This is a genomic window from Methylobacterium sp. D54C, from assembly GCF_053345595.1.
Genome location: NZ_JBKFAK010000029.1, coordinates 17,519 through 31,282, shown reverse-complemented (window position 1 = coordinate 31,282; position 13,764 = coordinate 17,519). Strand labels below are relative to the sequence as shown.

Genomic DNA, 13,764 nt, shown 5'->3' with positions numbered 1-13,764 from the left:
CCTCCGCTGTGCCGAGGGAAGCTAGGGCCCGTGACGGGATCCGGCAATTCGGCCGGCGCTCAGGCGGCGACCGGGGCCGGCTCCGGCTCCGGCAGGCCGAGATGCCGGTAGGCGTGTCGGGTGAGGACGCGTCCGCGGGGAGTGCGCTGCACGAAGCCGCGCTGGATCAGGTAGGGCTCGATGATGTCCTCGATCGCGTCCCGCGGCTCCGACAGCGCCGCCCCGATCGTCTCGATCCCCACCGGCCCGCCCCCGAACGAGCGCGCGATCAGGCTCAGGTACTTGCGGTCCATCACGTCGAGACCCGCCCCGTCCACGTCCAAGAGCTGCAGCGCCCGGTCGGCGATCGCCCGCGTCACCGTCTCGGCCTCCGCCACCACCGCGAAGTCCCGCACCCGCCGCAAGAGCCGCCCCGCGATCCGCGGCGTGCCCCGCGCCCGACGGGCGATCTCGTTGGCGCCCTCCGCCGACATGCCCAGACCCAGCACCCGCGCGCCGCGCGCCACGATCTGCTCCAGCTCGTCGATCTCGTAGAACTCCAGCCGGATCGGGATGCCGAACCGGTCGCGCAGCGGCGTCGTCAGCAGCCCCGCCCGCGTCGTGGCCCCAACGAGCGTGAACTTCGGCAGCTCGATCTTGACCGAGCGCGCCGCCGGGCCCTCGCCGATGATCAGGTCGAGCTGGTAATCCTCCATGGCCGGGTAGAGGATCTCCTCGACCGCCGGGTTGAGCCGGTGGATCTCGTCGATGAACAGGACGTCGCGCTCCTCCAGGTTGGTGAGCTGGGCGGCCAGATCCCCGGCCTTGGCGATCACCGGCCCGGAGGTCGAGCGGAAGTTCACGCCGAGCTCGCGCGCCACGATCTGGGCGAGCGTGGTCTTGCCGAGCCCGGGCGGCCCGACGAACAGCACGTGGTCGAGCGCCTGCCCGGTCTTCCTCGCCGCCTCGATGAACACCTGCATGTTCGCCCGCGCCGCGCGCTGACCGATGAACTCGGCAAGGCTCAGGGGGCGGATCGTCTGATCCGGCTCCGCGGCCGCGGCACCGGACCCCTGCGCGACCGTCCTGATCGGCGTCGCCATTCAGGCCGCCCTGGCGCGACCCGACGCCTTCTCGAAGGGCTGCACGAAGGGCTGCACCAGGACCCGCCGGCCCGAGAGGTCGTGCACGCTCACCCGCCACTCGGCCCAGTCGGTGCGGTTGGCCAGCGAGCGCCGCACGTCGGAGGCGACCTTGCGGGCGCGGTCGACGAGGCGCGCCGTCGCGCGGACCTCGGTGCCGCGGGCGTCGAACACGCATTCGAGGCCGTTGGTGCAGTGGAACCGGTACTTGGCCATCCCTCGCTCCTCCTCGGCCACCCCGCGCGGCGCTCACCCTGTGTTCACTATATGTTCTGTTCTCGGCCGGATCCAGCCCCGGCGAAGCGTCGCAGGCGTCCCCGGAACGGACCCGCGCCGGACCCGCGCCGGCCTCACGACTGCGGCCGATGGGACCGGACCGGAACACCGCGCGCCCCGCGGGCTTACCGGGCGAGACGCCTCACCGCCGGACCGGGAACCCACCATGCGCGCCACGCTCCTCGCCCTCCTGCTGGCCGCCGGCCTCGGCGCACCCGGCCGCGCCGCCGAGGCGCCGGCCGGGTCCGACGCCCTGAAGCCGATGGTGGAGTCGAACGACCTCGTCTTCAACGGCATCACCCGGTCCGCGGACGGCCGGCTGTTCTCGCCGTTCCAGCGGCAGAGCCAGGACAAGGGGATCGAGCTCGGCGAGTGGCGGGACGGCAAGGCGGTCCCGTACCCCGACGCGGCCTGGAACGCCTGGAAGACGGGCGACGACCCGGCCAAGGCCTTCGTGGCGGTCAACGCCATCCGGATCGGCCCGGACGGGGACCTCTGGGTGGTCGACAAGGGCGCGCCCGGCATGGGCGCGGCGCCGCTGCCGGGCGGCCCGAAGCTCGTGCAGATCGACCTCGCCACGAACGCCGTGCGCAGGGTCTACCCGCTGCAGGCGGCGACCACCGAGAAGAGCTTCATCGACGATTTCCGGTTCAACGGCGGCCACATCTACCTGACGGATGCCGGCCAGCCCGGGCTGATCGTCCTCGACCGCGAGACCGGCGGCCTCCGGCGGGTGCTCGACGGACACTGGTCGACGATCGCGCAGCGCCCGCTGACCGGCCAGGGCCGGGTGCTCCGGGACGACAAGGACAAGCTGCTCTTCATCCACGCCGACCAGCTGGAAGTCTCGCCGGACGGCAAGACCTTCTACTACCAAGCGTGCACCGGGCCGCTCTACAGCATCGAGACCCGGTACCTCGACGACGCGGCCGTGAGCGACGACGAGCGCGCCCGGCACGTGAAGCTCCACGCCGCCACGGTGGCGACGGGGGGCACCGCCATCGACGCTGGCGGCACCATCTACGCGAGCGACACGGACGGCCTGCGGATCCTCAAGATCGCGCCGGACGGGACCGTGAGCACGCTGGTGCAGGACCCGCGGCTCGTCTGGGTCGACGCGATGTGGATCGACGAGCAGGGCGGCCTGTGGATCCCGGCGGCGCAGATGAACCGCACGCCGGCGATGAGCGGCGGCGCGGCCTCGACGGTCAAGTTCCCGACGACGATCTACCGGATGCAGATCGACGCCGAGCCGCTGCGCAACTGAGGATGGATCGGCCCGGTCCCAGGGGGGCCTAGCGTCGGGCGCGCCGCGGCTGACGGAGAACCCGGATCCCGGGTTACAAGTTGGATCGAGGCGGGTGCCGGGCCCGGGACCCTGTATCGGGATCCGGCACCGAGGCCCGGCACGAGGAGAGGATGGACCGACCATGCGCAGGATGCAGTCGTCGCGGTGGGCCGGCGCCTTCCTGGCTGCCGGCCTGATCGTCGCGTTCGCCCCGCCGGCGCGGGCCGACGCCGCCCTGGTCCTGCGGGAGACCCGGCTGCACACGCCGCCGGACTCGCACGAGCCGCAGCGGGCGATGGTCAACCTGCGCAACACCGGCCCGGACCTCGCGACGAACGTGACCGTGCTCTGCACCTTCACGGGGGCCGGCGGGACGGTGCTCGACACGCAGCAGGCCTCGGTGCCGGAGGTCGTGAGCCTCGCCGACGTGCAGGCCGAGACGATCTACTACGGCTGGCCCCGCGCGAGCAGCGCCACCTGCCGCCTCGCCGAGCCGTAGCCGGCGGCCCCCGTCGCCCCGGGCGGGCGCGCCCGCCGGTCTCGCCGGCGAGCCGGCCGACGCAGCCTTAGCGGTTTCCGCGCGTTATGGTCCGGTCCCGTGGCGTCCCAGGTCCGTTTCCGGCAGAAGGCGCCCACGCCCCGCCCCTCTGTCGCAGCGCCAGCCCCGTGCCCGTATCCCCCGCCCTCCCGATTTCGGCGATCCGCCCCGACCGCCCCGCGCGGCCGGCGGGGGAGTCCATCGCGACGCACGGGCGCTGAGCGTGGACGAGACGGGGACCGAGGCGCTCCTGCGGCGCGCCCGCGCGCTGGAGGCGGAGGCCGCCGGGCTCCGGGCGCGGGCGGCCGCCACCGGCGCTGAGGCGGACGCCCCGACGCTCCCGCAGCCCCCCGCCGACCTGTCCGGGGCCGGCCTCGCCCTCCGGGAGGCCGAGGCGCGCCTGCTGCGGGCGCAGGAGGCCGGCGGGATCGGCCTGTTCACCGTGGGGGTCGCGGACGGGCTCCTGCACCCGACCCCGCAATTCTGCCGGCTCTACGGCCTGCCGGAGCGCGACACCTACCCGGCCGAGCTGGTCGAGGCGCTGATCCTGCCGGAGGACCAAGCCCTCGTCTCGACGGCGGCGAGCCGGAGCCGCGGCGACGCCCCGCGGGACGTCGCCTACCGGATCCGGCGGCCGGATACCGGCGAGATCCGCTGGATCGCCCGGCAGGGGGAGATCGAGCGCGACGCCGCGGGGCGGCCGGTGCGGTTCTCCGGGGTCGCGCGCGACATCACCGAGCAGCGCGAGGCCCGCGACGCCCTGCGCGCCGGCGAGGAGCGCTACCGGACGCTGTTCGAGGCCATCGACGACGGCTTCTGCATCATCGAGTTCTTCGACGGCCCGCACGGCCCGCTCAGCGACTACGTCCACGTCGAGGCCAATCCCGGCTACGAGCGCCACACCGGCATCGCCGGCATCGTCGGGCGGACGCTGCGCGACCTCGTGTCGGCCGAGGACGCGGAGGCCTGGCTCGAGCTCTACGGCGGCGTGCTCCGCACCGGGATCCCGATCCGGTTCGAGCGCTTCTTCGCCCAGGCCGACCGCTTCATCGACGTCTCGGCCGCCCGGATCGGGCCGGCGAGCCGGCGCCAGGTCTCGGTGCTGTTCCGGGACATCACCGCGCGCCGGCAGGCGGAGGACGCCCTGCGCGCCAGCGAGGCGCTCGCCCGGACCAACATCGAGCGCGTGCAGCTCGCCCTCGCGGCCGGCGCCATCATCGGCACGTGGCACTGGGACCTGCCGAGCGACCGGTTCACGGTCGACGAGGGCTTCGCCCGCAGCTTCGGCCTCGACCCGGCGCTGGGCCGGGACGGCATCCCGCTCGCCCAGATCGTCGCGACCGTGCATCCGGACGACCAGCCCGGGCTGGCCGCGGCCATCAACGCGGCCGTGGCCCGGGGCGGCGCCTACGCGCACCAGTACCGGGTCCGCCGGGCGGACGGGCGCTACTACTGGCTGGAGGCCAACGGCCGCGTCGACCACGCGCCCGACGGCACGCCCCTGAGCTTCCCCGGGGTCCTGATCGACGTGGACGAGCGCCGCGCCGTCGAGGCGGAGCGGGACCGCGTCGCCGCGGCGCTGCGCAGCCTCAACGAGACCCTGGAGCAGCGGGTCGCCGAGCGGACGGCCGAGCTGATGCGCGCCGAGGAGGCCCTGCGCCAGTCGCAGAAGATGGAGGCGGTCGGCCAGCTCACCGGCGGGCTCGCCCACGACTTCAACAACATGCTGGCCGGGATCGTCGGCTCGCTGGAGCTGATGCAGACGCGGATGCTGCAGGGTCGGGTCGGCGACCTCGACCGCTACATCGGCGCGGCGCAGGGCGCGGCCAAGCGCGCCGCCGCCCTGACCCACCGCCTGCTGGCCTTCTCGCGCCGCCAGACCCTCGACCCGAAGCCGACGGACGCGAACCGCCTGGTCGAGGGCATGATGGAGCTCGTCCGCCGCACGGTCGGCCCGTCGGTGGCGATCGAGTCGGTCGGGGCCGGCGGCCTGTGGCCGACGCTGGTCGACCCGAGCCAGCTCGAGAACGCGCTGCTCAACCTGTGCATCAACGCCCGGGACGCGATGCCGGCGGGCGGGCGCATCGTCATCGAGACCGCCAACCGCTGGCTCGACCACCGGGCCGCCCAGGAACGCGAGCTGGAGCCGGGGCAGTACGTGACGCTCTGCGTCTCGGACAACGGAACCGGCATGACCCCCGACGTGGTCGCCAAGGCCTTCGACCCGTTCTTCACCACCAAGCCGATCGGCGAGGGCACCGGCCTCGGCCTGTCGATGATCTACGGCTTCGCCAAGCAGTCGGGCGGGCAGGTCCGGATCTACTCGGAGGTCGGCCAGGGCACGATGGTCTGCCTCTACCTGCCCCGCCATCTCGGCGAGGCGGAGGCCGAGGTGAGCCTGCCGGACCTCGCCCACGCGCCCCGCGCCGAGCAGGGCGAGACGGTCCTGGTGGTGGACGACGAGCCGACCGTGCGGATGCTGGTGACCGAGGTGCTGGAGGATCTCGGCTACGCGGCGATCGAGGCGGCGGACGGCGCCTCGGGGCTGAAGGTGCTCCAGTCGGACGTGCGCATCGACATGCTCATCACCGATGTCGGCCTGCCCGGCGGCATGAACGGCCGCCAGATGGCCGATGCCGGCCGCCAGCACCGCCCGGACCTGAAGGTCCTGTTCATCACCGGCTACGCCGAGAACGCCGCCCTCAACCACGGCCATCTCGGGCCCGGGATGCAGGTGATGACGAAGCCCTTCGCCCTGGAGGCGCTCGCCACCCGCATCCGCGGCATCATCGGCGGCGAGGGCTGAGGTCCGGCGGCCCGGGCCGGCGGTGCCCCCGGGCACACGGCGTCGCAGGCCCGCGCGGAACGGGTTCGCCGGCCCGCGCGTCATTGCCATACCGCGCCGGCGCGCCCATGAGGGCATCCTCGCGGGCGTCCTCGCGGGCGTCCTCGGCACGGTGCCCGTCGGTCGGGCGGACCCGGGAGCGAACCAGCAGGACCGCGCCAACGGAGGCGACAGGGAACCTACCGTGGACACGCAGACCATCCCGGCCGAACTCACGACCTTCTTCGCGAAATCCCACATCGCCCTGGCCCTGGCGGCGGCGGGCGACGACAACGTCCTGCTCCTGGTGAACGAGCGGTTCCACGAGCTCACCGGCTACACGGGCGCGGAGGTCGTCGGGCGCAATTGCCGCCTCCTCCAGCGCGACGCCGACAACCGGGAGGCGCGGGCCAAGATCCACGCCTTCCTGGAGAACGACCGGCAGGACACGGTGCGCACGCCGATCCTGAATTTCCGCAAGGACGGGAAGCCCTTCGTCAACCTGCTGTACATGTCCAAACTGAGGGCGCTCTCGGGCGAGGTGCGCTTTCTTTTCGCATCCCAATTCGATGTCAGCCGCTCGCAACCCGAGTTGCTTTCCGCCTACGATACGGAACTCGGCCGGACCTTGACCCGGCTGACCCCGACGCTTGCGGAGAGCGGGCTCGTCATCGAGGGCTCGCTGATGACGATCGCCAACACGGTCGCCACGGTCGCGCAGGCCAAGCTCACGCTCGCGGATCTCGATGCACCAGGATTTCCTTAACGCCCCCGGAGGCGAGGCCTCGGAGGTCCTGGACGGCGCCGGGACGGTGACCGCCCCGCCCTTCGCCGGGCCCGTCGTGGGAATCGGTGCCTCGGCGGGGGGGCTCGAGGCCCTGCGAGAGATGCTGGCGCGCGCCCGGCCGCCGACCGGCATGGCCTTCGTCATCGTCCAGCACCTCGACCCCAACCACGAGAGCATGCTGGCGCAGCTCCTCGACCGGCAGACCGAGCTGGAGGTGCTGCAGTGCGAGGGCGGGGAGCGGATCGCGGGCGACAAGGTCTACATCATCCCGCCCGGGCGGGGCCTCGTCATCCAGAACGGCGTCCTCGAACTGACCCACTTCGTCCAGCCGCGGGGCCTGCGCCGGCCCATCGACGACTTCTTCCTGTCGCTCGCGGTCGACCAGCAGGCCAACGCCGCCTGCGTGATCCTGTCGGGCACGGGGGCCGACGGCACGACCGGCCTGCGGGCGATCAAGGAGCACGGCGGCGTCTGCGTGGTGCAGCAGCCCGACACCGCCCGCTACGACGGCATGCCGCTCTCGGCGGTCGGGACCAGCCTCGTCGACTTCGTGCGGCCGCCGGGCGAGATCGTGGACTGCCTCGCGAGCTTCTTCCGCCGCCGCGGCACCGACGGCGTCGACGACGAGGCCCGCCTCGTCGCCGACCACATCGATGACCTCTGCCGGGTCATCCGCGCGGCGGTGGGCCACGACTTCTCCGGCTACAAGCGGACCACCCTGGTCCGGCGGGTCGAGCGGCGCATGCACGTGCTCGGGCTCGAGTCCGGCCGGGCCTATCTGGGCCGCGTCCGGGCCGACAAGACCGAGTGCGAGGCGCTGTTCCGCGACCTCCTCATCAACGTCACCCGGTTCTTCCGCGACGCCGAGCTGTTCGAGCTCCTCCGGGAGCGGGTGGTGGAACCCCTGCTGCGCACCCGCGATCCCGAGGAGGACATCCGGGTCTGGATCCCGGGCTGCTCCAGCGGCGAGGAGGCCTACAGCATCGCCATGCTGTTCGCCGACGCCGCGCGCCGCCTCGGCGTGCCGCTGGCGGTCCAGATCTTCGCCACCGACATCGACGAGCGCATGCTCCAGATCGCCCGGGAGGCGACTTACCCGGCCGCCGCGCTCGCCGACATCCCGGCCCATCTGCGGGAGCGCTACGTCGTCCTCCACGCCGAGCGCTTCACCGTCGCGGCCGAGATCCGCGACCTGATCCGCTTCTCCAGCCACAGCCTGGTCAAGGACCCGCCCTTCTCGCGGGTCGACCTCCTGTCCTGCCGCAACCTGCTGATCTACTTCGACGAGCGCCTCCAGCAATCGGTGGTGCCGCTGTTCCACTACGCGGTCCGGCCGGGGGGCTACCTGTTCCTCGGCCCCTCGGAGAGCGTCAGCCGGTTCGAGCACCTCTTCCCCGTCATCGACCAGCATGCCCGCCTGTTCGAGCGGCCGCCGGGCGCGCCGCAATACCCGATCGACCTGCCCGGGAGCGCGCGCCGGGGCGAGGTCCGGCGCGGCGGCCGCGAGGAGCGCCGCGGCGAGCCCTCGATCGCCGACGAGACCGTGGCGGTGCGCCGCGTCATGGAGCGCTACGCCCCGCCCAGCATGGTGCTCAACGAGGATGGCGGCATCATCGCCGCCTACGGGCGCCTGAGCCGCTACTTCGACTTCCCGGTCACCCGGACCGGCGGCACCAGCGCCATCACCCTGGCCCGCCCGGGCCTGCGCGACGTGATCGGGCCGCTGCTCCGCCAGACCCGGGACGCGCGCAAGCGCGTGGTCGTCCGCGACGTGGAGATCCGCTCGGAATACGGCGTCCAGCCGGTCGAGCTGATCTGCGATCCCCTGCCCGACGGCTCGATGCTCCTGGTCGTGCGCGACACCGGCGCCTTCCGGGCGGCGGACGACCTCGACCTGATCGAGATGGATGCCGGCGGCGACCACGTCGAGGCGCTGGAAGAGGAGCTGCTGCGCACCCGCTACAAGCTGCGCTCGGCGGTCGAGGAGCTGGAGACGACGAACGAGGAGCTGAAGAGCTCCAACGAAGAAATGATGTCGATGAACGAGGAGCTCCAGTCGACGAACGAGGAGCTGTCCACGGTCAACGACGAGCTGAAGATCAAGGTCGAGCAGCTGACCATCGCCAATGCCGACCTGCGCAACTTCTTCGAATCCACCGACCTCGCCGTCGTGGTGCTCGACCGCGAGCTGAAGGTGCGCAGCTTCACCACGGCGGCCACCACGATCTTCCCGCTGCAGCCGGGCGATCGCGGCCGCCCCCTCGCCGACGTGTCGAGCCGGCTCGCCGGGCACGAGTACCTGCACGACGCCCGGGAGGTCTGCGCCGGCGGCTCGGTGATCCAGCGGCGCGTCGCCACCCGGGACGGAGAGCGCACGCTCTCGCTGCGGGTGCTGCCCTACCGCCTGCAGAACGGCAGCGTCGACGGCGCCACCCTGGTGCTCACCGACATCACCGAGGCGCTGTCGCTGGAGCGCCAGCTCGCCGCGGAGCGCGAGCGGCTGGAACTGGCCGTGAAGGCCGGGGGCATCGGCGTCTGGGAATACAGCCCGGATGCCGGGACCGTCGTGGTCGACAGCACCGCCGGCACGATGTTCGGCCTCGCTCCCGACACCCCGCACCCCACCGCCTCCCTGGCGGCCAGCGTGCTGCCCGAGGACCGTCCCGGCTTCGAGGCGGCGCTGTCCGAGGCGGCGCACGGCCTGGACGAGTTCGAGGCGCGCATCCGCGTGCGCGCCGCCGACCACGCGCCGCGGCACATCCGCAGCTACGGGCGCCTGACCCGGAGCGGCGACCGGAAGCGGATCGTCGGCGTCTGCATCGACGTGTCGCCCGAATACGCGCTCGCCGAGACCCGCGACCTGATGCTGCGGGAGATGAACCACCGGGTGAAGAACCTGTTCGCGATCATCGGCGGCATGATCTCGGCGGGCGCCCGCACGCACCGGGAGATCGGCGTCTTCGCCACCGACATGCGCGACCGCATCTCGGCGCTCGGGCGGGCGCATTCCCTGGCCGACCCGTCCGACGGCCAGGGCATGAGCGACCTCGCGGGCCTGATCGGCGCGACCCTGCGCCCGTACCGCGACCACGTCCCCACGGTGATCGAGGGCCCCCTCGTGGCGATCAACTGGCGGCACGTGTCGTCGCTGGCGATGATCCTGCACGAGTGGGCGACGAACTCGGTGAAGTACGGCGCGCTCGGGGCCGACGACGGCGCGCTGTCGGTCACCTGGGACCGGCAGGAGGCGGGACTCGTCCTGGACTGGTGCGAGCGGATGGCCCGTGTCCCGGAGCCGAGGCCCGGACGAGGTTTCGGGACGATGCTGGTGGAGATGTCCCTGCGCCAGCTCGAAGCGACCGTGACGCGCAGCCACGACGCCGCCGAGTACCGGATCACGCTGCATCTGCCCGAGGCGGCACTCCTGCGGGGCTGACGCGCGCTCAGGGATATCCGTGCGTCGGCCGTCCTTGCGAGCGCAGCGAAGCAATCCAGTCGGCGCCACGCTTGCCGATGCTGCGCGACCCTGGATTGCTTCGCTGCGCTCGCAAAGACGGCGAGGTCTCCCGATCCTTCACTGCGGTTCGGGAGGCGTCACGATGCCGGAGGGCGCCGGACGAACCGGCGCCCCGCCCCCTCAGTCGATGACTTCGACGATGCGGTGCCCGCGATCGACCAGGACGGGCTGGTCGTTCACGATGGTGTAGCGGTAGCCCGGCCGCACCCGGTACTCGGTGGGCACGTCGTAGTAGGTGACGCTGTCCTCCGGCAGCACGGTGCCGACCCGGACCGGGCCGCCCCAGCTGTACGAGCGCACGCCGCGGTCGCGGACGTAGCTGCGGAACCGCGGGCGGTCGTCGACGCCCAGGATGCCGCCCACCGTGCCGGTCGCCGCGCCGACCGCGCCGCCGACGATGCCGCCGACCGGGCCGGCCGCGTCGGCGCCGACCGCCGCACCCTCGGCCGCGCCCCGCAGGGTGCCCTGCGCCTGGGCGGCCACCGGGAGGGCGAGGAGGCCGGCCGTCGCCAGCGACAGAAGAAGCTTGTTGGTCATGCTGAGATCTCCAGGGTCGTCAGGGCGCGGCTGTCCGCCCAGGATCAGTTGCAGCCTTCCTTGTGGACGGTCTTGGAGTTGCCCATGCCGTCCTCCTTGTGGACGGTCTTCGAACCGCAATCGACGCTGCCGGTGGTGACCTCGCGCTTCTCGACGACGGTGTCGCGGTGGTCGACGACGGCGGGCCCGTCGCGGCGGATGACGGTGGTCTCCTCGGCGCTCGCCGCGCCGCACAGGGCCGCGAACAGGGCGCCCGAGAGAATGATGGTCCGCATGGTTGGCCTCCTGACTTCAATCGAAGCCAGCAACGGCAGCGGCGGAGAAAGGGTTCCGCGCGCATTGATCGGTAGATCACACGGATATTCGCGATACCGCACGGTATTGGTTGCGTACAATCGACCGCCCCGGTCCCGCACAGCTTCGCGGGACCGGGGCGGCGCCTCAGCCGGCCAGGGGCGGCACCCGGGACCACCACGCGTGCGCCTGCTCGTACTGGTGGGCGACGCGCAGGATCTCGGCCTCGGCGAAGGGCCGGGCGGCGATCTGGAGGCTGATCGGCAGGCCGCGCCGGTCGAAGCCGCAGGGCAGCGCGATGGCGGGCAGGCCCGCGAGGTTGAACGGGTAGGTCAGGCGCCAGGAGGCCGCCAGCACGCTCTCCGCGCGCCCGCCGAGCGTCACCGCGGACTCGTCCGTCCGCCACGCGGTCAGCGGCGAGGCCGGGCCGACGATCACGTCGGCCTCGGCCAGGACGGCGGCCATCTCGTCCATGATCAGGGCCCGCACCTGCTCGGCCCGCAGGTAGTCCGGCCCGGTCACGAAGCGGCCCATCTCCACGAGGTCGCGGACGTCGGCGGCGAAGCCCGCCACGTGGCCCCGGGCGAGGCTGCGGTCGTGGTAGGCGGTCGAGGAGGCGAGCTCGATGGCGTAGATGGCGCCGAGGCCGTGGCGCAGGGACGGCACCGCGACGTCGCGCACCGCGCAGCCCCGGTCTTCGAGGAAGCGGAGCGCCGCCTCGACGCCGGCGGCGACGTCGTCGTCGATTGCGTCGAAGAAGTGGTTGCGGATCACCGCGACCCGCAGGCCCCGGATCGGCCGGTCGAGCCCGGCCGTGTAGTCGGGGACCGGGGCCGCGCTGGCCGCGGGATCGCCGGGATCCGGGCCGGCGAGCGCCTGCAGCATCAGGGCGGAATCGGCCACCGTCAGGGTCAGCGGCCCGGCATGGTCGAGGGACCAGGAATGCGGCACGATCCCCGACCGGCCGACCCGGCCGTAGGTCGGCTTGAGGCCGACGATCCCGCACAGGGCGGCCGGGATCCGGATCGAGCCGCCCGTGTCCGAGCCGAGCGCGGCCGGGCAGAGGCGGGCCGCGACCGCCGCGCCCGAGCCGCCGCTGGAGCCGCCGGGCACCCGGTCGGGGTCCCAGGGGTTGCGCGTCGGCGGCGTGACCATGCCCCAGGCGAATTCGTGCATCCGCGTCTTGCCGAGGATCACCGCGCCGGCCGCCCGCAGCCGCGCCACGGCGTGGCTGTCGGCCGCCGGGAAGGTCAGGGCCTCCACCGCCGTGCCGGCCCGGGTCGGCATGTCGGCGGTGGTGTAGTTGTCCTTGACGGCGATCGGGATGCCGTGGAGCGGGCCGCGCGGCCCCGTCCGGGCGATCTCGGCATCGGCCGCGCGCGCGGCGTCGAGGGCCGCGGGCGCGAGGTGGACGACGCTGTTCAGGGCGCCGTCGAGGCGCGCGATCCGGTCGAGGCTGGCGCCGACGAGCTCGGCGCTCGACAGCTCCCGCGCCGCGATCCGCCGCGCGAGCTCGGTGATCGGGGCTTGCCAGAGGGGGTCAGTCGCGGCGGTCGTCATGGGGCACCCGGCGGTAGGGGAGCGTCGGATCGAACACGACCGGCGGGTGGATGTCCGCGAGGTCGAGGTCGCGGAGCCGCGCGATCTCGGCGAGCACCGGCGCGAACTGGGCCAGCAGGTGCGCGACCCGCCGGGGCTCCTGGCGTAGGCCGACGACGTCGCGCAGGAGGTCGGGGGCTGCATCCCCGGCGGCGCCCGGCCGCTCGGCGGGGGGCCTGAGCAGCATCGCCACGACGTCGTCCGGCAGGGCGCCGGCCGGGCCGTCCTTCCGCGGCATGCCGGCCACGAACGGCACGAGCTGACGGCGGGCGACCAGGAGAACGCGGCGCAGCTCGGCCACGGGCTCGGCGTGCTCGTCGACCCGCAGGTCGAGGTGCAGGTAATCCTCGCCGGCGACGATCTTGAGCGCCGCCGACTGCTTGCCGCGCCGGTCGCCGCCGGCCGCGTCGCCGGCCTCCAGGGCGCGCATCAGCCGCTCGTCGAGATCCTGGGCGGCGCTCCCCTCGAAGGCCTCCGCCATGGCGTCGACCACGCCCGGCCCGGCGAGCATGTTGCCCTGCGCGGCGTAGCCGGCCCCGGTGCGGTGACCGGCCGCCGGCGTGCAGCCGGCGCCGGTCCAGGCGGCGGCCCGCCCCTGCCGGTCGACGAGGCCGAGCTGGCGCAGGTCCGGCCGGTCGTCGGTGGCGAGGGCAGCCGCCAGCGCGGCGTCGGGATCCTGGCCGCCGGCCAGCCCGTCGAGGATGCGGGCGGCGAGGTAGGGATTCACCCAGGACTGGGTGGTGACGGCCCCGATCCCGGCCCTGAGGAACGGGCACAGGCCGCCCACCGCCGGGACGGCGCTCGCCACCGCGACGCCGAGCTGGCCGGTCCGCGGGCAGCGGGCGGCGATCGAGAAGGTGTTGAGTTCTCTCATGCGCTTACGGCTTCCTCCTCCCTGCTCCCGATCCACCGCCGTCTTTGCGAGCGCAGCGAAGCAATCCAGCAGCGCCCCGTCCGGGAGCGTGGCGCGACCCTGGGTCGCT

General features: G+C 73.3%; 11 protein-coding genes. 5 read left to right on the top strand and 6 right to left on the bottom strand.

The window, feature by feature from the left end; genetic code table 11:
• Nucleotides 1-59: 59 nt before the first annotated feature.
• Both ruvB and ACLBYB_RS29005 read right to left on the bottom strand, forming a co-directional pair.
• Complete coding sequence (ruvB, locus tag ACLBYB_RS29010; protein ID WP_447700857.1) at nucleotides 60-1,082, bottom strand: Holliday junction branch migration DNA helicase RuvB; 1,023 nt, start codon at nucleotides 1,080-1,082, stop codon at nucleotides 60-62.
• The gene (locus ACLBYB_RS29005) at nucleotides 1,083-1,337 is read right to left on the bottom strand and encodes a DUF6894 family protein (protein WP_020096048.1); all 255 of its coding nucleotides are present in this window, start codon (nucleotides 1,335-1,337) and stop codon (nucleotides 1,083-1,085) included.
• A 226-nt stretch (nucleotides 1,338-1,563) separates the two neighbouring features.
• Here ACLBYB_RS29005 and ACLBYB_RS29000 point away from each other — a divergent pair, with 226 nt between their 5' ends.
• From ACLBYB_RS29000 to ACLBYB_RS28980, 5 genes are all read left to right on the top strand, one after another.
• Nucleotides 1,564-2,664 carry an SMP-30/gluconolactonase/LRE family protein gene (locus ACLBYB_RS29000; protein ID WP_091683246.1) on the top strand — a complete coding sequence of 367 codons (1,101 nt, stop codon included), beginning with the start codon at nucleotides 1,564-1,566 and terminating at the stop codon, nucleotides 2,662-2,664.
• Between the two features lie 163 nt (nucleotides 2,665-2,827).
• The gene (locus ACLBYB_RS28995; RefSeq protein WP_091981479.1) at nucleotides 2,828-3,184 is read left to right on the top strand and encodes a hypothetical protein; all 357 of its coding nucleotides are present in this window, start codon (nucleotides 2,828-2,830) and stop codon (nucleotides 3,182-3,184) included.
• A 262-nt stretch (nucleotides 3,185-3,446) separates the two neighbouring features.
• Nucleotides 3,447-6,029, top strand: a complete 2,583-nt coding sequence (locus ACLBYB_RS28990) for a PAS domain-containing protein (RefSeq protein WP_447700856.1) — start codon at nucleotides 3,447-3,449, stop codon at nucleotides 6,027-6,029.
• Nucleotides 6,030-6,252: 223 nt separating this feature from the next.
• Nucleotides 6,253-6,813 carry a PAS domain-containing protein gene (locus ACLBYB_RS28985; protein WP_024828800.1) on the top strand — a complete coding sequence of 187 codons (561 nt, stop codon included), beginning with the start codon at nucleotides 6,253-6,255 and terminating at the stop codon, nucleotides 6,811-6,813.
• Complete coding sequence (locus ACLBYB_RS28980; protein ID WP_447700855.1) at nucleotides 6,794-10,270, top strand: CheR family methyltransferase; 3,477 nt, start codon at nucleotides 6,794-6,796, stop codon at nucleotides 10,268-10,270. The genes ACLBYB_RS28985 and ACLBYB_RS28980 overlap by 20 nt, the downstream gene beginning before the upstream one ends.
• Nucleotides 10,271-10,471: 201 nt before the next feature.
• Here the strand turns inward: ACLBYB_RS28980 and ACLBYB_RS28975 are convergent, their stop codons facing one another.
• The 4 genes from ACLBYB_RS28975 to ACLBYB_RS28960 all read right to left on the bottom strand — a co-directional run bounded on the left by ACLBYB_RS28975 (nucleotide 10,472) and on the right by ACLBYB_RS28960 (nucleotide 13,655).
• On the bottom strand, nucleotides 10,472-10,888 hold the full coding sequence (locus ACLBYB_RS28975) for a DUF1236 domain-containing protein (RefSeq protein WP_447700854.1): 417 nt from the start codon (nucleotides 10,886-10,888) through the stop codon (nucleotides 10,472-10,474).
• A 44-nt stretch (nucleotides 10,889-10,932) separates the two neighbouring features.
• Nucleotides 10,933-11,163, bottom strand: coding sequence for a hypothetical protein (locus ACLBYB_RS28970; protein ID WP_020096055.1), 231 nt, complete (start codon nucleotides 11,161-11,163; stop codon nucleotides 10,933-10,935).
• Nucleotides 11,164-11,329: 166 nt separating this feature from the next.
• Nucleotides 11,330-12,742 (bottom strand): amidase, encoded by a 1,413-nt coding sequence (locus tag ACLBYB_RS28965; protein ID WP_447700853.1) that lies wholly within the window; start codon nucleotides 12,740-12,742, stop codon nucleotides 11,330-11,332.
• Nucleotides 12,723-13,655: a DUF1028 domain-containing protein gene (locus ACLBYB_RS28960; protein WP_447700852.1), complete on the bottom strand. Its 933-nt coding sequence runs from the start codon at nucleotides 13,653-13,655 to the stop codon at nucleotides 12,723-12,725. Before ACLBYB_RS28960 ends, ACLBYB_RS28965 begins: the two co-directional genes overlap by 20 nt.
• Nucleotides 13,656-13,764 lie beyond the last annotated feature (109 nt).

Excerpts from the sequence above, each read along its gene's own strand:
- ACLBYB_RS28965 (WP_447700853.1), bottom strand. The coding sequence starts at position 12,742 with ATGACGACCGCCGCGACTGACCCCCTCTGGCAAGCCCCGATCACCGAG.
- ACLBYB_RS28975 (WP_447700854.1), bottom strand. The coding sequence starts at position 10,888 with ATGACCAACAAGCTTCTTCTGTCGCTGGCGACGGCCGGCCTCCTCGCC.
- ruvB (WP_447700857.1), bottom strand. The coding sequence starts at position 1,082 with ATGGCGACGCCGATCAGGACGGTCGCGCAGGGGTCCGGTGCCGCGGCC.
- ACLBYB_RS28980 (WP_447700855.1), top strand. The coding sequence starts at position 6,794 with ATGCACCAGGATTTCCTTAACGCCCCCGGAGGCGAGGCCTCGGAGGTC.
- ACLBYB_RS28960 (WP_447700852.1), bottom strand. The coding sequence starts at position 13,655 with ATGAGAGAACTCAACACCTTCTCGATCGCCGCCCGCTGCCCGCGGACC.
- ACLBYB_RS28995 (WP_091981479.1), top strand. The coding sequence starts at position 2,828 with ATGCGCAGGATGCAGTCGTCGCGGTGGGCCGGCGCCTTCCTGGCTGCC.
- ACLBYB_RS29000 (WP_091683246.1), top strand. The coding sequence starts at position 1,564 with ATGCGCGCCACGCTCCTCGCCCTCCTGCTGGCCGCCGGCCTCGGCGCA.
- ACLBYB_RS28970 (WP_020096055.1), bottom strand. The coding sequence starts at position 11,163 with ATGCGGACCATCATTCTCTCGGGCGCCCTGTTCGCGGCCCTGTGCGGC.
- ACLBYB_RS29005 (WP_020096048.1), bottom strand. The coding sequence starts at position 1,337 with ATGGCCAAGTACCGGTTCCACTGCACCAACGGCCTCGAATGCGTGTTC.